Origin of the sequence: Vibrio sp. 10N.247.311.12 (assembly GCF_041467515.1) — a bacterium.
GTDB classification, from domain to species: domain Bacteria; phylum Pseudomonadota; class Gammaproteobacteria; order Enterobacterales; family Vibrionaceae; genus Vibrio; species Vibrio crassostreae_C.
On the sequence record NZ_JBFSUV010000019.1, the window covers coordinates 48,975 to 71,128 of the forward strand.

33 protein-coding genes are annotated in these 22,154 nt (G+C 45.2%); 24 read left to right on the plus strand and 9 right to left on the minus strand.

All coding sequences use genetic code 11. The annotated features are described in order from the left end of the window. The first annotated feature begins 100 nt into the window (after window positions 1–100). Window positions 101–412 carry a hypothetical protein gene (locus AB6E30_RS10370; protein WP_017059671.1) on the plus strand — a complete coding sequence of 104 codons (312 nt, stop codon included), beginning with the start codon at window positions 101–103 and terminating at the stop codon, window positions 410–412. Window positions 413–556: 144 nt separating this feature from the next. Then, window positions 557–1,777: a hypothetical protein gene (locus AB6E30_RS10375; protein ID WP_017066879.1), complete on the plus strand. Its 1,221-nt coding sequence runs from the start codon at window positions 557–559 to the stop codon at window positions 1,775–1,777. A 100-nt stretch (window positions 1,778–1,877) separates the two neighbouring features. On the opposite strand, the gene AB6E30_RS10380 is transcribed toward AB6E30_RS10375, so the two are convergent. The 3 genes from AB6E30_RS10380 to AB6E30_RS10390 form a co-directional block, all read right to left on the minus strand. Then, a complete protein-coding gene (locus AB6E30_RS10380; RefSeq protein ID WP_372103489.1) occupies window positions 1,878–2,480 on the minus strand; it encodes a DUF2971 domain-containing protein in 603 nt (200 codons plus the stop codon). A gap of 338 nt (window positions 2,481–2,818) precedes the next feature. Continuing rightward, the gene (locus AB6E30_RS10385; RefSeq protein WP_017059668.1) at window positions 2,819–3,421 is read right to left on the minus strand and encodes a porin family protein; all 603 of its coding nucleotides are present in this window, start codon (window positions 3,419–3,421) and stop codon (window positions 2,819–2,821) included. An 805-nt stretch (window positions 3,422–4,226) separates the two neighbouring features. Next, window positions 4,227–4,496, minus strand: a complete 270-nt coding sequence (locus AB6E30_RS10390) for a helix-turn-helix transcriptional regulator (protein ID WP_016787092.1) — start codon at window positions 4,494–4,496, stop codon at window positions 4,227–4,229. Between the two features lie 152 nt (window positions 4,497–4,648). On the opposite strand from AB6E30_RS10390, the gene AB6E30_RS10395 reads away from it, so the two are divergent. From AB6E30_RS10395 to AB6E30_RS10495, 21 genes are all read left to right on the plus strand, one after another. After that, window positions 4,649–5,245 (plus strand): hypothetical protein, encoded by a 597-nt coding sequence (locus tag AB6E30_RS10395; RefSeq protein ID WP_372103492.1) that lies wholly within the window; start codon window positions 4,649–4,651, stop codon window positions 5,243–5,245. A gap of 536 nt (window positions 5,246–5,781) precedes the next feature. Then, on the plus strand, window positions 5,782–6,015 hold the full coding sequence (locus tag AB6E30_RS10400) for a hypothetical protein (RefSeq protein WP_372103535.1): 234 nt from the start codon (window positions 5,782–5,784) through the stop codon (window positions 6,013–6,015). Continuing rightward, entirely contained in the window at window positions 6,005–6,475 is a 471-nt protein-coding gene (locus tag AB6E30_RS10405) for a hypothetical protein (protein WP_372103493.1), read from the plus strand. Before AB6E30_RS10400 ends, AB6E30_RS10405 begins: the two co-directional genes overlap by 11 nt. Further along, the gene (locus AB6E30_RS10410) at window positions 6,465–6,953 is read left to right on the plus strand and encodes a hypothetical protein (RefSeq protein WP_372103496.1); all 489 of its coding nucleotides are present in this window, start codon (window positions 6,465–6,467) and stop codon (window positions 6,951–6,953) included. Before AB6E30_RS10405 ends, AB6E30_RS10410 begins: the two co-directional genes overlap by 11 nt. Then, window positions 6,922–7,641 (plus strand): hypothetical protein, encoded by a 720-nt coding sequence (locus tag AB6E30_RS10415; RefSeq protein ID WP_372103498.1) that lies wholly within the window; start codon window positions 6,922–6,924, stop codon window positions 7,639–7,641. The genes AB6E30_RS10410 and AB6E30_RS10415 overlap by 32 nt, the downstream gene beginning before the upstream one ends. Window positions 7,642–7,747: 106 nt before the next feature. Next, on the plus strand, window positions 7,748–7,879 hold the full coding sequence (locus tag AB6E30_RS10420; RefSeq protein WP_016787086.1) for a hypothetical protein: 132 nt from the start codon (window positions 7,748–7,750) through the stop codon (window positions 7,877–7,879). Between the two features lie 11 nt (window positions 7,880–7,890). Beyond that, window positions 7,891–8,712: a major capsid protein P2 gene (locus tag AB6E30_RS10425; RefSeq protein WP_372103501.1), complete on the plus strand. Its 822-nt coding sequence runs from the start codon at window positions 7,891–7,893 to the stop codon at window positions 8,710–8,712. A gap of 9 nt (window positions 8,713–8,721) precedes the next feature. Further along, window positions 8,722–8,991, plus strand: a complete 270-nt coding sequence (locus AB6E30_RS10430; RefSeq protein ID WP_016787084.1) for a hypothetical protein — start codon at window positions 8,722–8,724, stop codon at window positions 8,989–8,991. 147 nt (window positions 8,992–9,138) lie between these two features. Then, window positions 9,139–9,345 (plus strand): hypothetical protein, encoded by a 207-nt coding sequence (locus tag AB6E30_RS10435; RefSeq protein ID WP_016787082.1) that lies wholly within the window; start codon window positions 9,139–9,141, stop codon window positions 9,343–9,345. Window positions 9,346–9,472: 127 nt separating this feature from the next. Further along, a complete protein-coding gene (locus tag AB6E30_RS10440; protein ID WP_372103503.1) occupies window positions 9,473–10,270 on the plus strand; it encodes a hypothetical protein in 798 nt (265 codons plus the stop codon). Beyond that, on the plus strand, window positions 10,267–11,166 hold the full coding sequence (locus tag AB6E30_RS10445) for a hypothetical protein (RefSeq protein WP_372103506.1): 900 nt from the start codon (window positions 10,267–10,269) through the stop codon (window positions 11,164–11,166). Before AB6E30_RS10440 ends, AB6E30_RS10445 begins: the two co-directional genes overlap by 4 nt. Next, on the plus strand, window positions 11,163–11,603 hold the full coding sequence (locus AB6E30_RS10450) for a hypothetical protein (protein ID WP_285955052.1): 441 nt from the start codon (window positions 11,163–11,165) through the stop codon (window positions 11,601–11,603). The genes AB6E30_RS10445 and AB6E30_RS10450 overlap by 4 nt, the downstream gene beginning before the upstream one ends. A 47-nt stretch (window positions 11,604–11,650) precedes the next feature. Then, window positions 11,651–12,079 (plus strand): M15 family metallopeptidase, encoded by a 429-nt coding sequence (locus AB6E30_RS10455; protein ID WP_102494846.1) that lies wholly within the window; start codon window positions 11,651–11,653, stop codon window positions 12,077–12,079. Beyond that, window positions 12,076–12,486 (plus strand): hypothetical protein, encoded by a 411-nt coding sequence (locus tag AB6E30_RS10460; RefSeq protein ID WP_285955054.1) that lies wholly within the window; start codon window positions 12,076–12,078, stop codon window positions 12,484–12,486. The genes AB6E30_RS10455 and AB6E30_RS10460 overlap by 4 nt, the downstream gene beginning before the upstream one ends. Further along, window positions 12,483–12,680, plus strand: coding sequence for a hypothetical protein (locus AB6E30_RS10465; RefSeq protein WP_372103509.1), 198 nt, complete (start codon window positions 12,483–12,485; stop codon window positions 12,678–12,680). The genes AB6E30_RS10460 and AB6E30_RS10465 overlap by 4 nt, the downstream gene beginning before the upstream one ends. Window positions 12,681–12,985: 305 nt before the next feature. After that, window positions 12,986–13,369, plus strand: coding sequence for a hypothetical protein (locus AB6E30_RS10470; RefSeq protein ID WP_372103512.1), 384 nt, complete (start codon window positions 12,986–12,988; stop codon window positions 13,367–13,369). A gap of 97 nt (window positions 13,370–13,466) precedes the next feature. Continuing rightward, on the plus strand, window positions 13,467–14,006 hold the full coding sequence (locus tag AB6E30_RS10475) for a hypothetical protein (protein ID WP_372103514.1): 540 nt from the start codon (window positions 13,467–13,469) through the stop codon (window positions 14,004–14,006). A gap of 117 nt (window positions 14,007–14,123) precedes the next feature. Next, window positions 14,124–15,053, plus strand: coding sequence for a hypothetical protein (locus AB6E30_RS10480; protein ID WP_372103516.1), 930 nt, complete (start codon window positions 14,124–14,126; stop codon window positions 15,051–15,053). 88 nt (window positions 15,054–15,141) lie between these two features. Continuing rightward, complete coding sequence (locus AB6E30_RS10485; protein WP_016787072.1) at window positions 15,142–15,399, plus strand: type II toxin-antitoxin system Phd/YefM family antitoxin; 258 nt, start codon at window positions 15,142–15,144, stop codon at window positions 15,397–15,399. Then, window positions 15,387–15,689, plus strand: coding sequence for a type II toxin-antitoxin system RelE/ParE family toxin (locus AB6E30_RS10490; RefSeq protein ID WP_016787071.1), 303 nt, complete (start codon window positions 15,387–15,389; stop codon window positions 15,687–15,689). The genes AB6E30_RS10485 and AB6E30_RS10490 overlap by 13 nt, the downstream gene beginning before the upstream one ends. A gap of 52 nt (window positions 15,690–15,741) precedes the next feature. Then, window positions 15,742–15,999, plus strand: coding sequence for a hypothetical protein (locus tag AB6E30_RS10495; protein WP_372103519.1), 258 nt, complete (start codon window positions 15,742–15,744; stop codon window positions 15,997–15,999). A 7-nt stretch (window positions 16,000–16,006) separates the two neighbouring features. On the opposite strand, the gene AB6E30_RS10500 is transcribed toward AB6E30_RS10495, so the two are convergent. Together AB6E30_RS10500 and AB6E30_RS10505 are read right to left on the minus strand one after the other, a co-directional pair. Then, window positions 16,007–16,297 carry a type II toxin-antitoxin system RelE/ParE family toxin gene (locus AB6E30_RS10500; protein WP_372103522.1) on the minus strand — a complete coding sequence of 97 codons (291 nt, stop codon included), beginning with the start codon at window positions 16,295–16,297 and terminating at the stop codon, window positions 16,007–16,009. Next, on the minus strand, window positions 16,287–16,535 hold the full coding sequence (locus AB6E30_RS10505) for a type II toxin-antitoxin system Phd/YefM family antitoxin (protein ID WP_029224563.1): 249 nt from the start codon (window positions 16,533–16,535) through the stop codon (window positions 16,287–16,289). The genes AB6E30_RS10500 and AB6E30_RS10505 overlap by 11 nt, the downstream gene beginning before the upstream one ends. Window positions 16,536–16,830: 295 nt before the next feature. Between AB6E30_RS10505 and AB6E30_RS10510 the strand changes: the two genes are divergently transcribed. Next, window positions 16,831–18,024 (plus strand): hypothetical protein, encoded by a 1,194-nt coding sequence (locus tag AB6E30_RS10510; RefSeq protein ID WP_372103525.1) that lies wholly within the window; start codon window positions 16,831–16,833, stop codon window positions 18,022–18,024. Between the two features lie 106 nt (window positions 18,025–18,130). On the opposite strand, the gene AB6E30_RS10515 is transcribed toward AB6E30_RS10510, so the two are convergent. The 4 genes from AB6E30_RS10515 to AB6E30_RS10530 all read right to left on the minus strand — a co-directional run bounded on the left by AB6E30_RS10515 (window position 18,131) and on the right by AB6E30_RS10530 (window position 22,107). Continuing rightward, window positions 18,131–18,307 (minus strand): hypothetical protein, encoded by a 177-nt coding sequence (locus tag AB6E30_RS10515; RefSeq protein WP_017059649.1) that lies wholly within the window; start codon window positions 18,305–18,307, stop codon window positions 18,131–18,133. Between the two features lie 25 nt (window positions 18,308–18,332). Continuing rightward, complete coding sequence (locus tag AB6E30_RS10520) at window positions 18,333–18,755, minus strand: phage protein (RefSeq protein WP_017059648.1); 423 nt, start codon at window positions 18,753–18,755, stop codon at window positions 18,333–18,335. A 446-nt stretch (window positions 18,756–19,201) separates the two neighbouring features. Then, window positions 19,202–20,923: an ATP-binding protein gene (locus AB6E30_RS10525; protein ID WP_372103527.1), complete on the minus strand. Its 1,722-nt coding sequence runs from the start codon at window positions 20,921–20,923 to the stop codon at window positions 19,202–19,204. After that, window positions 20,923–22,107 carry an FIST signal transduction protein gene (locus AB6E30_RS10530; RefSeq protein ID WP_017059646.1) on the minus strand — a complete coding sequence of 395 codons (1,185 nt, stop codon included), beginning with the start codon at window positions 22,105–22,107 and terminating at the stop codon, window positions 20,923–20,925. The genes AB6E30_RS10525 and AB6E30_RS10530 overlap by 1 nt, the downstream gene beginning before the upstream one ends. Window positions 22,108–22,154: the final 47 nt, after the last annotated feature.

Genomic DNA, 22,154 nt, shown 5'->3' on the forward strand with positions numbered 1-22,154 from the left:
GAGAGTTACGCGTTAGCTGGTCAATCCTCATACTAAGTTAATCCTTCATTTCTCTTAAATCTCCGCATACTGTTCTCACCCTCAACAAAGAGAGAGCAGTATGAGATATCTAGTATTACTATTATGTTTTTTATCCCCAGTCGCTTTTCCCGACGATGCATTGGTTAATCCTGTAGCTAAAAAGATAAAAGTCACCGTCATGAAAGGGCTCAACAAGAGTAATGTTGATTTCGAGGGTTATTGCGATCTGATGATTGAGATGAAGCACTCTAAAGGTTATGCAAGAATCAAAAAGGTGAGAACGTCTGGAGATAGTAAAGTTTGCAAGCAGGCGAAAAAACACCTACCGACGAAGAAAAGGTTCAAATACAGCTTTCCAGAAAAGTATATCCGGCTACATATCACACACTAGCCACTCTCAACGCACTATAACTAAATATCCTTAATTTTATTGAAACAATTTCGTGAACCAATCTCTAATTTCTATTAATATTAGTTTTGTTATAAAGGCAGGATATGCCGATACAAGAGCATTTACGGCAAAGGAAAGTCACGGTTGTTGTTAGCAAATAAAAGTTATACCCCTGAAGTAGTTGAGATCTCAAGGAAGGTCTCAATCAATGTTGAAGCTCGCTTTAATCGATGGTTAATCTCACCTGAATATAAGCTCGCACAATCTACAGTAGACACGTTACTAAGTTTGGAAAATAGGTATTGTGATAGTGTCATATTTGATGAATCTGACCGCATATCTCACAATCAACGTATTTTATTGCGCTGCGAGCAGGATAGAGTCAATGCTCATCGTGAAAAAGTCGACGCGAAGCAACAAACCTTACGATACGTTATCGATGATGTCAGCAATGCCGCTTCTGCGCTAATGCTTGAGAAGCTTCAAGGTACCTTAATAAGTTCGTTGTTTTCAGACTTACCCGATTACAATCAGTTCGCTAGTGTTGCGTATTCGCCATCTTTAAACTTTTCCAAACTCCATGAAATATCCGCGAAAAGTAGGCCATTGAGCTCAAGTTTAATCGAGTTTGTTTCCAATCAAGAGTTTGCAGATAAATATGGAAAGAAATCTAAGGTAATTCTCGATCCAAAAGTTGCAGCACGACAAATAGGAATAGAAAATTGTCGTTTATTGTTCCCATTGTTAATGAGTCAACAGCTGATTAAGTGGAATGATGGCAACATTAAACACATCACACCTAAGGTTTGGCAACACTTGGTCGTGACGTCAAATGCGACTCGAATTCGACTTCAAGAAACGTCGGTTAAAGATCCTAACGTAGGCATTTTACTTGGTGTGTTGAGAGTTCTGCCTTTGTTTTTAATTTGTAACCACTTTTCTTCAACGTTTGAAGACGCATTGGTAAAAACGATGCTTGGTTATCGTGAAGCAAGTGACAAGCATGACGAATATTATGCTTGTACTGAGGTGATGCCAAACACACAGTTTCTTGAATCAATGGTCGAGCAGCTAGAGCTTAAGCTACTAAAAAACCTCGTTGAATTTATAGATTGGAGCCCTGGAAATCAGTTCATCAAGAGGGCACTTCTAGAGGAAGTGAATGACATTCCAGTACTTGAGCGAACGGTTTATGGTGCAGCTTTGGCTCAAGGTAGAAAATATTCTGTTTTCGAGGCGTTAGATAATAGTGAACTATTTAACGTTAAGCACCGACCTTATTGGTTTTCAACTGTTCAAATGTCTATCGCGACGATTGAGCAGATGCAAGATAAAGGATTGGGAAAGCTTACGGTGAACATGTAATAAAAAGAGAGAGTCTCATTAATGTCGCTCTCTTTTTTGTTGCGCTGTAACTTTATGTGAATGTCTTGTTTTGGCGCTAAACAGTAGGATTACACTCTACTTAACTGACCACTTCGAAGGTAAACGACTCTTGCTTTGCTATTGCGTGTTTAACAGGGATACCAAGGCGCTGGCAAGTCATCAGAACTTTCAATTTCCTGTCGGCAGGAGCGTGCTCTGACAGAATCACCGAGCTTAGGCACTCTCTATTAAGGTAGAGTTTATTTCCGATCATCTCGTCATCAGGTAATACCCAGCGGTATTCCTTTTCATAACGCCAATTAGAATGCTTAATTTTGAATATCTCAGCTCCCAGTCTTGATGTTTGTAAACCTCTTAGCGATGCCGGGCGGAACATATTCGGTTCGTCTTCATACTGGACTTCAAAACAGTTGAGATTGGCCTCGCCGTTATAGCAGTTGAGATCATACTCGATACACATGCCTTTAAAGTTGTCACCATACTGCGACCATAGTATTGGGTGGTCGTTCGACTGAGAGAAACACATGATCTTAAAGTTTTGTTGAAGCTCTTTGTTGAATGCGTGGTTAGATTCAAAAGGGTTATTAAAAGTTTTAGCGTAATCAAACCACAACGAACACTCGGAAATAGATAGTATGTTTCTGTCGTGGAGCGATCTGAACTTATAAAGTTTAGGCAACATATCAAACACCTAGTTTACAAAATTGCCTGATGTTAACACTTTAATTTACTTTTAAGGATTGAATGCATAGCGTTTGATTGCTTAATCACCAAATTTATTCGTATAACTGTTTGATAGATAAAAATTTAAACACGAAATAGTAGCCTGTTAAAGTGGTTTATTTTGCGTTAGGGCAAAGCTTTCAAGTTGTAACTTTTTACAGAAGATACAACGTAACTTTATTTATGGTTGAATTGTCTTGTCAAAGTAGAGGTCGAGTAGGGAAATAGGTGATCAAAATTAAAGCCGAGCTTTAAAAGGACGGCTTTAGTAGTATTGAGCCTACGAGTGAATCAAGTTTAGAAGTGGTACCTTGCACCTAGGTAAGCGGTTTGAGGTGACACATCGATGGATTCAATTTCAACGTTTGCATAGCGGTAGCCAATATGGATATCGATGTTGTCTGTTACCATCGCACCAAGCTCAGCACCAACTTGGTAGGCTGCTTCAGACTTAGAGTCTGATACTCCAAAAGCTTTCGCTTCCATATCCATAGAGCCAACACCGGCTAATAAAGATACATACAGATCTAATACGTCACCTTCAACAATAAACTTTGGTTTAATGTTTACGAAGAAAGCATGGCCTTCAATATCCATTAAGTCGTTATAGCTAACTTTTCCGATTTTTCGGTACTCGGCTTCTAGCCCCAGTTTGACGACATCATGTGTATTGAATTCGTAGCCTCCAACCAAGTTATAGCTAAAGTCTGATAGATCAGATGAATCTTCAATGGCGCTGCCACGATATTCTAATTCAGTTTCATTATAAAAGCCGATATCAACACCAGCATAAAAATGACCATGCTCTCTAGGTGAGTTTTCGTTTTCACTAGCAAGCGCCTGCGAGCTGATGCCAAAAAAAGCGGTGAATAGCGATAGGGCGATTGTACTGATTTTCATGTAAAGCCTTCTAAGATAATAAGTTATTCTGTTCCAGAATATGTTAACAAACAAAAGATACTCTAACTAATTGAGAACTAGCCTAAAGATCTGATTTTAAAGACTTGTTGGTAATAGAAGTGTCATTATCGCAGTTATGAGACAAGTTAATATAGTCCAGACAGAGGTTAATAGAATTTATGTTGCACTGTAACTTACGATTAGCCAAGTCGTTTATAGAAGTTCGTTTTGGATGGCAACGCAGTTTGGTAACAATGACCGTTGGGCATCAGAAAATTCAAAGTTAGTGGTTTGAAAAACGAGTACGGATGTTACTGATGACGTTGATAGTTGATTCAATTTGGTGAAGAACAAGCCAACATAGGTAAACAAGACTAGATGATTCGGGAGTTCGCTTGGTCTTTTGGGACCGTTAAATCTAGCGAACAAGAGTAACCAAGTCTTTTCAGTTTATTGGTAGTACGGACAATAGACCGAGAGTTAGTGGAAGCGTTAATCATCTAGGTTCTTTTGGTAAGCAAAATCAGGGTAATAGCTTTTAACACTCAACCAGCAGAGACTCTGGACTAACTTTGGAGAGGCATCCGTAATTAGAAGTCTTAATTAAGTTTGAGCAGACATGTGATAAAGCCATCACGATTTAATCCAATTAACGCGGAGTCAAAGCCAGCCAGTAATTAAATAGATAGATTCATGCGGCGCTGTACGTAAAATTACGCGAGTAACAGGCACTGAAACCCCTCAGATTCCACATACAGTGACTGCGTATTATGTATATGCGGGTAAATACATAATACGCTAATTTTCAAGGTCTTGAATCCTCTAAGACCTTAATAACTCTCTCATTTTTTATCTTGTGGGCGATGAGACCCCAGACCAAATTTTGATCACTTTCATGGAGCAAGCCTGCGATATGGAAAGCTATCTTCCAGTCTATAGAATTCCGACCATTCCGCCAGTTTCTTACGGTTGATTGGTCGACATTCAGCTTTTTTGCTAGTTGGTACTCTGAGGTGAGACCGAACTTAGCTTTAGTACGATTCAAAAGCGCATTTTCGTATGTAAAGCGTTCCATTATGATCCCTCATATTTCGTTCATTGTAGGGGTGGATTTAGCTTCAAAGCCATACGGGGCATGCTTGCCAGTAGCAAATAAATTCCAGTAGAGTGATTTATGTCAAAGGTTTAATACTCTAGGAAGGCAACGTTTAGTTTGCTATCACTCTAATGAAATTCAGTCATCGAGCTCCTAACAAAAGTTTCAAAAGAAGTGCGCGGCCATTGGCCGCGCTCAATCGTGATCGTTGGAGAAAGTTACTCGAGAACCCCTCACAATATGACTATCTGTTGTCCCGCTCGGGGAAATCCACGCAGCGCCAATACTTAACCGATATTGGCCGAGTGATGGACTACTTGGTGAGTGAGCTTGAGTTCCGGACTTGTAAAGTAGGGGTGGTGACCGCTAAAGGGTTCTTGCTTAGAACTTGGGCGAATGTAGCCAAAGGCACTGGTTTACCGGAATGGCGCGTGAAACAGTGCGTGAGTTACGCGAAAGACCGAGGGTGGATCACGTCCAAGCAACCTCGAGAGAATATCAACGGCGACTGGTATGGGTTGGCGTCCATCAAGCGCATCACCGACAAGTATTTTCGCGATCTTGGCTTAAACGTGGCCTACGCGAACGCCAAACAAGCCGCGACTAAGAACCTCAAGAAAATGGCCGCCTCAACCGGTGTACACATCCGTTATCTACTCACACCGATCACGTTACTGCGTAAGTTTGCACGTCGTAATACTCAACGTCATGACAGCACTGTGCCTTAAGATCAAAGCTCAAACTGTACCTCGATCCGTCTGAACCCCGATTTATCGGGGTTTTTCGTCTTTATTGCCATCAAATTTCATCGATTGAAAGCGGTGGTTATGCCGTTGTGGATAACCCGCTCGCTAACCGGTGTTTTAGCGCATTAACTGCTCCATGAGCTCAGTCTTTGAGATCACAACGCATAGTCTAAAGACTAATGATCTATCTAAAGATAGATGTAAGGGACAGTTACTGTTACCCCGTGAAAAACGGGGATAACTGGGTAAAGGAAGCGGCTCATCGAGCTCGCCAGCGAGCTGGAGCCTTATGACGCGAGACGTTCGATAGCATGGCGATAAGCACGGTATGCGCGTGTGCTGCAACGGCCATGGAGTCGCTGCGCGACGGTCTATTAGGAAAGCAAAGGCGAAATCGAATCGCACAGTTTAATTACTTAAACCTATTAAGTTTAATATTTTAATTGTTATAATCTATTGGTTAACGTCGAGAGACAGGGACACACCAACGTCGTGAGACAGAGGACAACACAGTGACAATGCATCAACAGAGCTACCAACAATTGGTTAGCGAGCTTGAGCTCGTTGAACAAAGGCTGACCCAAGCGGCGCCAGACTGGAGCACAGTTCCCACGTTCAAGAAACCCCTGGTCGCGATCCAAGCGGCCGAAGAAGCCAGCCAACAGGTGGCGACGACCATCCACTTGCTGAAATCCCTGATGAACAATTTCCATCTTCGCTTGTGTGAACTGGAGGCGAAGCATGGCCAGTAAGAATCCGATTAAAGGTTACATTGCCTGCCCAACGCATGGCTGTGATGAGATCTGCACCGTGCACGCCGTTGGCGAGCACAAGCTCATCGAGGGCGGTGAGCCGCCCAAGAACAAGCGCCGTCTCGGTCAGCTCTATACCATTTGTCCCAGTTGCAAAACCAACCAAAGCGCGGGTAAGCCGTTTCAAGATTGGTTACACAACCACATGGTATCGAGTCCAGAAAAAGCGACCGCTGGTTATAAAACCAGTGTCGATAAGAAACCTCATCCAACTAAGCCCCCAAAGCCGAACGAAACCAAGTCCGATAAGGGCTCAAGCAACCCCGACAAACCCAACGATAACCAACCCGAGTCGGTTAATACGCGATTAGGTTGGTCATTCTTGTTGCTGTTAAGCACCTGCGCCTTGTTGTGGTTTGGCTTAACGAAGACCAAGAAAGGAGTCACTCATGAGCAATGAAGCCCCATTCACGCCCGTAGAGAACGAATTGGATGAACGCGACCAACAAGCCGTTGAGGCCGTAGAAACCTTACGTGAAGCTCGAGAGCAAGACGAAGCCGACACCGGCGAAACCCAAGAAGCGGCGCCGGAAACCTTGGGTTTCGGGGAAGAAGACGCGCGCATGATGCTCTCTTACGGTTTAGGTGTGGTGGAGATGACCGTCGGCACCGTGTTTGATGTGCCGTTTGAAATCGACACCCGAGCCGGTAACCAGTGGTTAGACGCTGCATCGCCGATGCTGCAGAAGTACGGACCCGCCGGTTTGAAATGGTTCGGCCAATACCAAGGCGAGTTTGTGTTTGCCATGGCCTCGATGACCTTGATTGGCGGTTGTGCCAAACAAGTGCGCCAACTCAAACAAGCTCAAGAGACGAAAGAGCCCGATACACCGCAGGAGGTGGACAGTGAAGCTCCCCAATCCAGTGAACAAGAATAACGCCCACAATGCGGAGCACGTTTGTTACATGGGCACCACGGGTAGCTGCAAAACCACCGCCATTCGTCAGCTCAATTTCATTGAGCGTTCGTCTCAAGTGGTGATGTTCGATCCGTACAGTGAGCACATTGAGGCGCCGCTCAAAGGCGTGCGCGTACAAGCGTGCCACAGCTTTGATGAGTTTTACCATAAGGCGTGGTTTGCGAGGAAGAAAAAGACCGCGTTTCGGTTAGCTTTGGTTGAGCAAGAGCGAACGCGAGAGAACCTCGAGCTGTTTGCCAACATGGTCTGGTCATTGGGCGATGGCCATCATCCGAAAAAGCTCCACTGTGTAATTGAAGAGTTGGCCAAGTTCACCAATACACCGTCAAAACTCGATGGGTTAGCCGGTGAACTCTGGACGGGTGGTCGCGGCTTTGGCTTGGTGATGCACGCGACGTTTCAGCGCGGGCAAGAAGTGCCTAAGACGGTACTCGATGAATCCAAATATGTGTACGTCGGTGCGGTCAGTTCACGACGCAATGCTAAGTACATTGCGGACTATTTTGATATTCCCATCGAGGCCATTTTGGGGCTGCAAAGCTGCGTCGATAGGGAGCATCTAGGGCGTAAAAAGTTCGCCGATTACATCCTCAAATCACCGGGTTTGGGCAAGTGGGAACAAGGAAAAATCTACCCCAAGCGATGACGGGTAACCTAATAGGTTTAACTCTTAACCTAACAGGTTAAAGAGACTGGTCATTGTTGACGTTATACACCACGTTATCAGCATCAATCACTCTAAAGGAACTCCCATGAGATTGAACGTGAAAAATGTGGCGATTGTCGCCGGAATTGCGGCGGTCACGACGGGTGCGATCGTCTTTGCTGTGAACAATAAAGTCGGCGGCCTCGATAAGTTGCTGGGTCGCTCTGGCTGGTTTTAAAGGGGAATACGATGTCAGTCAAACCAATCAAACTGAATTCGATGGTTGGCGCGTCGTGGGGACAAAAAGGCACATTGCCTATCCCTAATGGCCCGACGTACCACGAGTTGGTACTGGAAACCAACGCCAGCGCTGCAGACATGCAGCGCATTGCCATTACGCTGAACGCCGAAGAGATCTACGTCTTGACCGGTGAAGAGTTATTGATGCTCGAGCGTTACAAGCAACGAGACACCACCTCGGGGCATTTTGTGATCCCGTTCAGTGACATCGTGGCACGCACCAAAAATGGGGTGCGTTACACCGGTTTGGTCACTGAGCTGGGCGACAATATCCACCTCGATATCCAATTCAAAGGCAAGGCGGCCAACGCGACGCCATTGTCTATCCAAGTGCATGCGTGGGTAAGTAACTCTCAAGCGATGCGGGTCTTGGTGCCGATGATCAAACGCGAAACCATGCCGGCCAATGCACAAGGCGAGAACGAGTTCACCAACTTGGTGGCGAGTCCGCTCATCAGCATTCGTCGCATGCATTTCATGCACGACAACATCAGCAAACTGGAAATTGAGCGTGACTTTGTCAAAGAGTACGAAGCCAACACCTTCATTTCAGAAGCCAACGCGAAACGCAATGAGCGCACGCCCCAAGACGGGTATTTCCATTTTGACCCGATCGTTCGTGGGTTCTCCATTGATGAACTGTTTCCGACGCAGCACAGCTCCAACTTGAAATTCTCCGTGACCACCATCGATGTCCCAGGCTCAATTCCGATCTTGGTGGAGTCGGTGAAAGTCACGCGACCGGAAATGTTGCAGAGTGGCGCGGCCTAAGGAGCGCCAATGAAAAGCTTTTTTGATGATCTGTTGGAATTTGGCGCGGGCGCATTGGATTCGGTCGGGGAAAACGCCGACTGGCTGTTTCCCACTAATGACCAATCCACGAACCCGGATAAGACGCAGCAACCCAATCATCCTCAAGTGGATAACAAGGGGAATACGGTGACCACGCCGCAAGCTCAACCTCAGAAAGACAACACGATGCTGTACGTCGGGGGTGGGGTTGGTGTGCTGCTGGTCTTGATATTGGGCGCGCTGGCGTTTCGACGATAAGGAGACGGTGATGCCGTTACTGTTTTGGGGATTGGGTGGATTTGGGGTCGGCAGCCTGTTTGGGCTGAGCGCTGGCAAAGGACTCAATAAAGTGTTGCTTGTGGTGCTGTTTGTCGCGTCACTGATGTGGCTCAAAGGAGGGCGCTGATGCTCGGATCATTGACATCATTAACCGGTGGCGGTGGCCTTCAAGGCGGCGCAGCAGGACCCGCTACGTCCGGCACCTCCGGCAACACCACCAACAACAGTGGGTTTGAAGGCGGGCACATCAGCCTCGGTGAGCAACGCGGCATGCCGTGGTGGTTCATTGTGTTGATGGCGCTGTTTGCCTTGTATGCGTTATCCAAACGATAGCTTACAGCCAGCAAAGTGGGCGCACGTCCATCAACGGCTAAAACCAGCACTGAGAGACTATTACCAACACGCACAAACCCAAGTCACACAAGGCTTAGAGGCAACGTATCAAGTAAGTGACACTGTCATGTTATTGCGTGGTGAAAGGCTGAAAAACAACACCAAAGAGTTGGTTGTTGTGGGGTTGGCGGGAGACATGGCCACCGGAACATTGGCCGCCGTCGAGCATGCGAAACAGCATGGCTTTGATTCGGTGCGAGCGCATTTTTATCGTGAGGGTGCCAAGCGATTCATTGCAAGACGATTGAAGTTACCGGTTCAGGAAATTGAACGCCACGGCGATGAACGGGTTTTACAAATAAGGTTAGCGGATATGGGTGGAAGAAGTTCTTCGAAAAGTCGTCAAAGCAACACCACGACGACCACAAACACCAGCAGCAGTGCGGCGGTCGGTGGCGACAATACCGGTGTGATGCTGTCGGGCGTCAGTGACTCGGACATCAATTTGACCATGACCGATCATGGCGCGATGGCCATTGCGGGACGTACCGCCGAAGAAGCGTTTGATTTTGGTACCCAAGCGTTAAGAGTCAATGAATCGGTGGTCGGAGATTCCTTGAACATGGTCGATAACTCGTTGCGTGTGGTCGATAACACCGTCGATGAAGCCTTTGGCTTTGGGACGTCAGCCCTAGAAGAGCAATCCGAAGTCAGTCAATACGCCATTGATTCGATCAAATCGATGGCCGGTCAACAAACCGAAACCACCAAAGCGGCGATTGCCTTAGCCAACAACGCGAAAGCGCGAGAGCAAACGGGCACGAATGAATCCGACAACTCTACGTTGAAAAAATTATCTCTCATCCTTGGGATCATCGGCACGATGGTCACCATTGGGGTGGTCATGACAAGGCGCGCATCATGAAACAGACCCACACACTCGAGCCCAATCACACGCTGACGTTTAACGCGGGCCAATCCGGCAAGTACCTCATCTTGCGTGATACCACGCACTCGTTACTGCTGCAGGGCGATACCATGCGTCCCGTTGAGATCTTTGGTGGTGACACCGTCGATGTGTCCGCCTTTGACAAGCTCGAGCTGAACAATCATCAGTCTGTCGATGTGACATTTGAATACCAAGTGTCGGATTTACTGATCATGACCAAGGCGCAGAAAATTAGCGTGAATAACGCGCTGTTGGTCAGTGAAATTGAAAAGCCGGTGCACGTGAGAAAAGTGCAGGATCCCGTGCAGGTGAGTGAAGTGCAAGCGCCAGTGAGTGTGGCGCAGATTGAAACGCCGGTATCGGTTCAAAAAGTGCGTGAACCCGTCAAGGTTAGTGACATTGTCACGCCAGTTAAAATATCAGAAATACAAACACCTACCACGATTAGTGAGGTTCAAACGCCGGTTAATGTTAAACGAGTGGCCGAGCCGGTGACGGTCGACCAAATCACACAGCCGTTAACCGTTGCTCGCATTCAACAACCGGTGAATGTCGAGGTTGGGAATGCGTCATTGGATGTGCAAGCGACCATCACCAACACCGAATTGAAAGTGACGTCGGATCCAGAGCGGGTGACGTTCGCGAGAATTGGCAATGGCACCTTGTTGATGACGGGAGGCTATCAACGCATTCGAGAGAAAAGCGCGAGAAAGGCGCTCATCTTACAAGCTCTGCCCACTAATGAAGGCACGGTCATCGTGCAAGGTTTCTTGGAGTTACGCCCGGGCGGGCATTTGATGCTCAACACCAATCAAGCCGTGAGCTTGCATGGCACCGCAAGCGACCGCCTTAAAGTAGGAGAAGCGCTATGATGCTGTCATTAACCAATCCTGAGCTTGCCAGCGCTAATGATGGTTTGTTGAACGTGGAAGCAAAACACGATAATCAGATGAAATTCATTTTCGGCTCACGTCGAAAGGCGACGTTCCCGCTCTCAAACCACGTCGAAATGCTCGATTTGACCCTTAGGCGCTTTAAGCAATCGCAAGCAACGCCGCACAGTCAGAGCAGCAGAGCCTCTCCGATTTTGGCGAAACCTGGCATCGTCTATCTTAGATTTATCAGGGCCAACAACACGCATGTGTCGTCCCGTCTCTTGTATCTGTATTTTGCCTCGAATTCTCTCTATGGCTATCCACTGTTTCTTATCAAACCGAAAGCCGCGACCAAGCTTGAGATCACCGTCACCAACGTTGACGCCAGCGTTACGCTGCATTCGAGACTCCTTGTGAAATCGGAGGGCGAATGAGATGGCTAATGTTACTCGCCAGTGGCTTACTGGCCGGAGTGTACCTGATGAATAAGAAAACCATCGATGAGACGGTCAGCGACTTTGTGCTCTCTGCCCGCAGCGAAACCCGCATGCTCGGCGTGCATGGCGACTTAAAGAAAGTCGTGCGCCGAGCGTTAGAGTTGTCACCGTATGACTTTGGCATTACGGAAGGCCTGCGTACCGCAAAACGCCAATATCAGCTCTATCAAGAAGGCTTGAGCCAGCTTGATGGGGCCAAACGTTTAAGTCGGCACCAATCCGGCCATGCGATTGATTTTGTGGCCTACGACGAAAACAATAAGGTGACGTGGGACTTTAAGTATTACGACGCCATCAGCCGAGCGTTTAAACAAGCAGCTCGAGAGCTGAATGTCGCGATTGTTTGGGGTGGTGATTGGAAAAGCCTCAAAGACGGTCCGCACATTGAATTAAGTCGTCGGGTGTACACATGATGGGCGCGATCCTGAATCTTGTGACCGGTGGCGTGGCGGCGTACAAGCAGCATAACCAAAACCGAGCCGAAGCACTTAAGCGCAAAGATGAACTCGAGAGCGAGAAGCATCAGGCGAGGGTACGTCGACTGCAGAATGGTGAAGAGCAGGCCAGTAGCCTCGATGAAGTCAGCATTCGAGAGCGGGGACTCAAAGACGAGTTCATCCTCTTAGTGGTGTTTGTGCCACTGATTCTATCGTTTATCCCCAATTACGCGCCCTATGTTGAGCAAGGTTTTACAGCGCTGCAGCGTATCCCGAATCCGTATTGGTTTGTGGTGGGTGCAGTCGTCATCGATACGCTCGGGATGCGCGCCATGGTGCGTTATCTCCTCGAGTTTTATGTTTCGCGATGGAAGGGGAAATGATGGGCTTTATCGACACACTGATTATTGCATTCATGACAGGCGGAGTCTCAAGCCTTGGCACGATTGCGGCTTTGAAAACGGACATCAACTGGATAAAGCGAGTGCAGCAAGATCAAGAGCAACGGATACGAAAACTGGAGGTTTCCAATGAAAGGACACAAGTGCAAAGGCCGCCGACCAAACGGCCAACTTAAGAAAGGCTACACGCTCAAAAATGGGCGCGTGGTAAGGGCGAACACCACGCGAAAACGCTACAAAAAACGCCGATAAAACCAACCAAAAGAGTCACTTTCTTATAAAAGTGGCTCTTTTTGTATTTCCTCTATAAGAGACTGAGTTATCAGCACCTAGTTTTACAGTCAATGATTTAAATCACTGTTATAAATAAGGTTAATGGGTATAATTCCTTTCCTTAAATCAGACTAAAGAGAAGAACTGTATTTAAGTTCAGAATCTTTCTGTCTAATAGCTGTTAGAACACTCGGAGGAATGTATAACAATGAAAAAATATGATGGCTATATTTGGTTGAGTTCTGCATTTTCTGCAGCCTCTTTTGCGTACTTTATGGCTATTTTGAGCGGAAAATTTGATGTTTCAAAATCATTTCTTCTTGAATTATCAACGTTTTCTTTTGCCGTTAGTCTGGGTTTGAATAGTGTCATTGCTTATATCGCATTCAACAACAAATTGGCAGGTCAAGGTACTGCACTGGATTCTGAGTATGCGGGTATTCAAAGGTTTCATTTGTGGAGTCTACTGTCTTTTATAGTTGCATCCCTCTCTTTGGTTGCAAGTTTTTCATTGCTGGCAGCTTTATCAATGTTCGTAGCAGCATTTTATGTTTCCTATCAATATTCAATTGAAGAAGCAGGTATTCGTTAAAAGTTATGAAGCCTGCTATACCATCTTGGTCTACGGCATAGAGGTTAAAGTGCTTTTATCTAGGTAGGCATGTCATTCGTTAGTGTTTTGGAGGCATATGAGTATTAGAAAAGGAATAGTAGCTTCGGTAGTAGCGGGAACAATTTTGATGGTTGTCCCTAAGCCAGATACATGGGTGGTTTCTTTATCCCATGGGATAAATAGCATTCAAAAATGGTTGTTTGATCTACTGTTCAGCGAACATTCACTGTTTGGCTGGCAATGGCTATTGATATCACCATTTATCATTGTTGGCTCTGTTGTAATAGTTTGTAAGTTATTTCAGAGTAAAGCTGTACCTGAGTACTATGAATATAATGAAGATGTCATTCGCAATGCCAAGTGGCGTTGGTCTTGGAATAATGATCAAATCCGAAATTTAGAAAGCTTTTGTCCTCTATGTGATTGTTCTCTTGTATATGCTGAAAGTGACATGCGAAGTCATATGTATGGTCGACCATATACAAAGTTATTTTGTGAAAGCTGTAATGATAATGAAGTAACGTCTATCGAAGGTGGTGACAGACACTATGCGTATAGCTTAATCGAGCGTGAAATTGGTCGTCGTGTTAGAACTAAGGCGTTTAAGAAGTACTAACAAATTATTTAAGTGTGATTTGCTAAAATGTGGCAGTCACCATGCGAGTTGTTTTACTGCAGAGTTTAGATATGTTGCTTACACCCTAACACGGTGTGACGTCGCAAGAGAGGAAGTATGTCTCCAATAGATAAATTATTTGAACAAATTTTCGATGAGAAGCCATCAAAAGCAGGTACTGCTTATGAAATGATAGCTTGTATAGCTGAGCACATCGTTAATGGTGAAAAAGTCTCACATGACAAAAAAGTGAGAGGCGCTTTTTCAAATACGTTGTATCAGGTCGATGTACTTTCCGGTGAAAATGACTCTTTGAAAATGGGTGAAGTAAAAGATTATACGATCCAAGGTAAAAAAGTTGGACGTGGAGATCTTCAAAAGCTAGGTGGAGCATTACCAGATCTATCAGAAGTCAAATCAGGGAAGTTCTTTTCAGCTACTGGCTATACATCTCCAGCCATTAAATATGCTCAAAACGCGGACAAGTTTTTAGGTGGTAAAGGTATCGAATTGTATGAGCTTAGACCTAGTACGGAACTTGATGAGGAGGGCACAATAAAAACAATCTGTATAAATATGAAGTTTTATAATCCATTAACAGACCAAGCGTCTTGGACGCCTCATCTTTCGGAGCGAGGCAAAGAGTCCTTGAGGCCTTTAAAAGATGCAGATGGCTATGTTAAATATAAGGCAAAAATCGAAGAATTTTTTGATGTTGATGGGAATAATACTACATCGATATATGAACTTACGAGCCAAGGTTTTGGTGAGGTTCATAGGGACACAGGGTGCTCTCATGCATCATATATTTTGAGCGGCAACTACGTAAAGATAAACGGAATTTTAGCTGAAATGAATGGTATTGAGTATAGCATGCCATACTCAAGCAGTGAGCAAACATTTGAGATTACAAATGATGAAGAGTCTCGTTTTATCTTAAAAGATATTGGGGGAAATATTCTTTCATTCTTCAATGATGAAATGCTAAGAAAATACTCTTTTGACGAAGACGGTCGACTAGTTATTCCAGAGCAACCGTTAGGGTGATTTCAGAAGGTGGTGTTTTTCGGTATAAACTTGTTATATGGAAAGTGCTACAATAGTGTCACTTTAGTTTTCTATTGGAGTCATACTCATGAAAGTCGAGCTCGTTACTTCCCTTAAGCGCCAAGCGACCAAAATCCTTGCCGACCTACACGACACCAAAGAGCCCGTGTTGATCACCGAGCATGGCAAACCTTCTGCGTATCTCGTGGATGTTGATGATTATCAGTTTATGCAAAACCGCTTGGCTATCCTCGAAGGGATCGCACGCGGTGAGCGCGCCATTTCTGAAGGCAAGGCATTGAGTCATGACGAAGCCAAAGACAAGATGTCAAAATGGCTGAAGTGATTTGGAGTGAGCCCGCGTTATCGGATCTTAACGATATCGCGGAATACATCGCCCTTGAAAACCTAGTCGCGGCCAAACAGCTGGTTCAAAACATTTTCGACAAAGTTGAACGCCTCAGCGACTTTCCCGAGTCTGGGCGTTTGCCTCTAGAGCTCGAGCACCTCAATTATCGCGAAGTCGTGGTGAATCCGTGTCGTGTTTTTTACAAGCTGGAAGGTGATAAGGTCTACATCTTGTTTGTGATGCGCGCGGAGCGAGATTTACGTCGATTTTTGCTGAGCAAACAGTAAAGCGTTTTTGCCACCTCTGATAGGCTGAGGTCTACATAGACGAGGGTTTAACATGGCGAAAAAGAAAAAAACACTTCAAGCTCAACGCGTCACCAAACCTGCGCCCTTATGGACAGAGGCGAAACTGGTCACCATCCGACGACACCGAAGCGAGGGGCAATTAACCTTTGGTGTTTCAACTATCTCCAGGCAGCAAGTCTTATCCAATTACGAACGTGTTTGGGAGCAAACCATTGTTGAAGAAGCCTACCAACAAGCCATTGTCGAGTTGCTAGAGCAGGGTGAGGTCGTATTAAGAGTGGAGGATTAGTCTGTGATTAGTCGTCTAACCGCTTCATCGCTTTGCGGTACACATCGCTGCGATCTCGTTTACCAACCGCCAGTACAGTGACAATGATGACGTCTTCTTCGACTTTGTAAACTAAGCGATAACCCGATTGACGTAGCTTAATTTTATAGAGGTTATCGGCGCCAGAAAGCTTGGAAGCGGGCACGTGTGGATTCTCTAAGCGCTCCACGAGTTTCTTTTTAAACTGTTGTTGCAGTGTCGCGCCTAACTTTTGCCACTCTTTCAGTGCGCTCTTTTTGAAGTTAAGTTTATAACTCATCGATGTTGACCGAAATCGTTTCTTCCGATTCGCGCTCTTGTGCAATTGCCAGCAACTCCAAATCTTCCAGTCTGTCCATCATCATTTCGTACGCTTGTGCTGGTACGCAGTAAAAGGCAGGCTCATTGCGATTCAACACGGCCACAGGCTCACCGTAGGCGCTGCTGGCCACTTTCATTGGGTTTGCTTTTAACTCGGTAATACTGGCAGCGACGTCCGCTAAAATTCGAGTAGTCATATAATCGGTCTCTAAAGTGGTCTCTAATTCGGTCATTTTAGCCTCAATGTTGTGTGATAACAAGTGCCGAGTGCACCCACTGAGGGCGCGCTCGAGGGAATAAAAGACAGGTTATACATGATTAAATTCTTAACACTAACTTCTTAAAAACAATAGTTTATCTGGTTATTGCTCTTGATTTTGAATAATTAATCATAATTAAAACGGAATTTTTTACCCCCTAGACAAATCGCTTTCATTCTAAATGTTTATATCAGCGCTCATTTTTGAAAAGTGTAAAGCCAGAGGATTAAACATGAACATGAAGAGAGTGCTTGTTTTAGGAGCGCTGATGGGTGGTTTAATGGGGTGCCCAAATTCAGATTCAAAGATTGAGCAGCCCAAAGAGCCTGAACTCATAGGAGTCGAAGATACGCACGTCGTATGGGGCGTTGAAACCGTGGAAGGAATGGGAGTGGAATCAGAAGTTTCAGGTTCCATCTCAAGCCAAAGCGCCACAGGAGAGAGCCCACCTAACAACAAACACAATGAAAGGAAAGAGACGGAGGGAGTCCCGACAAGAAATGAGGGAAGTCGAGAGACTGAGCCAAACCTGGAGCCCTTAAACCGTGAGCCTCCACACATCCAGTCTCTCAGGGTTTATGCCAGTCAACTCGAGATGCCCATCTTTAGCTCAGCGGAATTGACCGTTGAACTCAAAACATCTCAAGACACGATTGAAGTCCTCGAGCGTGATCAGTTTACCTTAAACATGAACGATCCCACGGCGATACGGCTCACTGAGACGGGAAAAATCATCGGTCTAAAACAGGGCGAAGTGACGTTTTCTGTTGAGGCTCATGGGCTCACAAGTCCTTCTTTAACCATCACGATCACACCACCGCTGAAAATGTGTGGCTCACTCAATGATACCGATAAGAATAATGCAAAAGGCGACTGCTTAAAGGTGATAGAAGGGTTAACTGGCGACGCGAACGGCAAGTATTTTAGTTCTTCTCCCAGTTTGGCGTTTTTAAAACAGCTCAATTATAGTGTTGATAATACGCCAGATAATGTGGGCAGATCTTATGCCAAAAGCGTTCAAGGCTTAGGGTATTACGCACCGATAACGGGGCTCTATGCGCGCTTTCGGCAAGATGGTGCGGGAGAAAATGACGGCGTCGGTGGCCAATACGACCGTTATTGTCAGGATTTGGCAGAGTTAGCGTACGCGAGCCGAGTGAATTGGCGTCGAGCCACCGCCAACGAAGTCGCAGCGCTCGTCCAGGATCATGGTGAGTTATATACAGCCTTTGGTTTTCCTACGCTTCAAGCTTTTTGGACGTCGAGTAACATTGCGCCAGAGCTCACCACGCAATCCGCTGGCACTTCAGAGTTTCTGTATGCCACTGGGTTCGATTACAGCGCAAGAATTCAAACGTCTCATAAGAGCATGGCGTTAATGGCGATCTGTGTGTCGGAAATTCAAGATTCCATTCAAGTTCCATAATCAAACGTGAGTGAAAGGCCGAGGACTGACTCGGCTTTATTTATGTCTTCAGTCACCGATATTGACGGGGGAGGTTTCCCCAAATCGATAAAAGCGGGCAGGCGAGTCACTTCTTTTTCTGACCACTCTGTATGAGCCTCAGTGAGCCAAGGGATTTGGTTTCCATGAATTGACCCATGGCCGCCCAATGGGCGATGGTTTGGGATGGCGTCAGTCCAGAACTTTTGGCGGCCTTGCGCGCTTGGTTGAACAGCACTTGATCGATATAGACACTCACTTTCATCGCTAATCCTTTTTATCTTGCTTCTTTATTTGAATTTGCTGGGTACCCAAGGTTTGGCGGGCATTCGACGACCGCCACGAAACGGCAATGGATGCTCCTTAGGTGGGTAATATTTCGGTGAATCAATCTTGCCGTGGCGCTCAACCAGTTGACGATGCTCATCACGCCAGTAGGCAAAACTGAGCAATTCTTTGGGGTTAAATTCGCGTCTTTCTGGCGTGATCAAGGTGCCGCGGTCGACGTTGATTTTAAAACCGTCCCAACGGTGATCTAAGGGCAAATAGCCACGCGCATGCACATTCATGAGTTTCTCGGCGATGGGATTGATCGAGTATTGACCCGACAACCAACGCCGAATGGTCGGTACCGTCACATGAAAAAACGCCGCAGCGTCGTGCAAAGAATCAAAATGTTGGTTCACCAACTCAGCAAATGGCGGGGTTCTCATGTGATCGACCTCATAAAATATTAGTGGTTAATGATAGTTTATTCCTATTTTACTTTGGTATTTTGATAGTTAGTGGCTATCAAAACGCAGCGGTTTCTTGAAAATTAAATATTGCGTTTGGAACACTATAGCGAAGCCGAGCGTCCAAAAAAGTAATTAATAGGATAATTTCAGGGTAAAGATTAAGGAAAACAAGGCAGTTAGACGTCCAGATAAGCAAAAATCGACCAAGGTTAAGAACTTGAAAAGATTATAATTTATCACTATATTAGTGCGTATTATGTATATTATGTTAAATAGGTTTTAGCGTTTATAAGACAGGTATCTTTGTGTGATGCCCTGCCTTTTGTTTATCTACCAAATTGGCGTTCTATTTAACAGTAAGGCTATTTACCATAAAATACCTAATAAACATATATCCTAATCTTCGATTCAGAATATGTTTATTAGACTTCAAGCATTAGCCTGTCAATTGCTTCTGTAATTTCTTTGGTTCTTACTGGTTTGGTAACGAAATCATTCATACCAACATCTAAGCACGAATATTTATCTTCTAGTGATGTGTGTGCTGTTAGCGCGACGATTGGCGTTTTGATGTTCGCGTCTCTCATGTATTTAGTTGTCGTCAAGCCATCCATTACTGGCATCGACACATCCATCAAGATAATGTCTATCGAGTCGTTTCCTCTTTCAACAAAGCCAATTGCTTCTTCACCGTTACTTGCGATAAAAACCTCGTGGCCTTGTCTTGTAAGGATTAACTTTATCACCATTTGATTCGTTGGATTGTCTTCGACAACTAACACTGAATAACGGCTTCTTAACTCTCGTGAAGATTCGTCTTCTTTGTTAGCCAGATTATTCGTAACTCTAGTAAGCACTGGCAACTGTACTTCGAATTTGGAGCCTTTTCCAGGCTCACTCTTTACCGATATGCGCCCGCGCATCAGTTCAACCAGTCTTTTAGTGATGGCCAAGCCTAAACCTGTGCCACCAAATCTACGTGTGATTGTGCTATCAGCTTGCACAAATGGACTGAACAGCGACGAAAGTTGTTGCGAGCTAATGCCAATCCCTGTGTCTTCCACCGTTATATAGAAAGAGCTCTGCTGGTACTTTATAGAAACATGGACATGCCCACGCTCAGTGAACTTAATCGCGTTACCGATCAAATTAAATAGGATCTGTGCCAAGCGACTTGGGTCGATGTAATGAAGTTCACCTTCAGGGGTATCGCTAGTTACTGTTAGCGGCAAACCTTTATCGTCTGCTGTCTTCTTTTGTTCAGATAATACAAAAGTTACAGTGTCTCTTACGTTGCTCCATTGAGGAGCCAACGAGAAACACCCAGATTCAATCTTAGAAAAATCCAATACGTCACTGATAATTGCCAGCAATAGCTCAGATGATGTGCTCATATTAAGCAGTATAGACTGTTGTTCTTCGTTCAATGATGTGGATTTTAGGGTGTCTATTAGGCCAATTATGGCATTTAGCGGTGTTCTTAATTCATGACTCATCATCGCGAGGAATTCAGACTTGGCCTTGTTGGCTCTTTCTGCGTCTTTTCTTGCTGTGACAAGCTCTGCGGTACGTTCTCGAACGGTTGCTTCAAGCTTTTCTTTGTTCTCAATATCGAAAACAGCACGCTCTATCAACGGTCGAAAACGGTTTAGTGTGGCCTTAGTTTCAATACTAAAGTGCTTGGTATTCGAGTGGATAAAGATGATGACGGATTGTGTTAGTCCGCTATCGATACCAGTAATTAGAACAGAGTTGATTTGATCGAGGATAATGGGATGTAAGGAATTGAATTCACCCAGAGACTTGGGTTCAAAAAGGATGGCGCATTCTCCATTGATCACTCGAGATAACTTGCCACAATCACTCCAATTCATCTGTTCGAAGACTTTGTTATTGCTTAGCAGGGTTTTGAAACTGCCTTCGTTCCCTACCCTTGATACCACGATAAAGTCATCAAACTTAATGTATTTTTTGAGCACGAACTCGAGACTGGAGAATATCTCAGATATGTTACTTGCCTTACTGATCGCAGAGATGGTTGATAAGATCACCCTGTTCTCTTCAGCCAGCTTTCGCTCACGGGCTTTTAGTTTTTGCAGTTCAATACGTGCTTCTTGCAGCGCTTCTTGACCTTCAGAACCCATTACTTTTTCAACCTATAAAACGTTGCAGACGATACCATTAAATTCCCGTGTGCATTCTCGCCACCAGAGAGCCTGCCTTGTTCACCAAACGTAAATGGACATATGTATGGGAGCCCATTAAGTGCTTGATTTATTTGGTCACAAACCTCATCCATATCTTGTTTAAGGTTCAACATTGGGCCTGCACAAAAGATATTGATCGCCCCTAGTTTCTCTTCAAGATCCATGTCGTTGTAGTATGAGGAGTGAATGATATTCGCGGCGCGGCTAATCAACTGCTGCTTAGACCCTTGCATCAGGTAGATGGTGTCGCCTTCACTGATGTCTGTGAACAGCTCAATCCCATTACACTCCGTCTCTCTGATCGAATGAGACAATTTGAAATATGGGTAATCGTAAGAAGAGCCGACTTTCCTGCCTAATGGGTAGACTGACGACTTTTCGAATATGTAGCCATCATCACTGCCATCTAAGTGGAAATTAGTCCATTCGTTGTAAACGGTGACGGCTGGCCTGTGGTCTATCTCCAACAAAATTCGGTTTCTTACTTTGGTCACGGTGCCTGAATACCGCGTAGGCGTATGACCCGCGCTGAAAGAGGAATAGATGGACTGAGACGCAAACACTACCGTTAAAGACACACCATTTATAGACAGCGACTCTTCGGTGAAGATACTCCAATTTCCGGAAACCTGGTTGTCTGCAGCACTGCCACCAATAATTGGCACTTCAGTACCAAATTTCTTATCGATAGCCGCCATCACCTTTTCTTCGTTACCCGGTGTGGAATGCAGCAAGATAAGATCAGGAATTTCACCTTCTCGGTTGGCGTTCTTGAGTGCTTTGTCTATCGCGCTGAAGGTACTGCGGTCTATGGAGTCGCTGAAATGTTCGATTCCCGTACCATAGGCGTTGATCCCCGAGTCATAAATAATGAGGACGCCAATGACTGGACCAGAATGAAAACCAGTTTCGGTCATAATGCCGTGACAAGTAGTACAGCCATGTATGGGAGTGTTCGGGAGAGCATCTACGAAATATCTCTGCACAGCGAGTGTCGAATACTCTTCTGTGCAGTAGCAAATAAGACAAGCAATATCGTCAGGGTTTTCCACCCCGCTGAGCAACTCATCTACTGCGATTTTATCGTCTAGGGAGTAAGAGACTTTTGATAGAAATTTCATAGATTTTGGGTAACTTTATTAATGCTCTCTTTATAACACTTTAATGC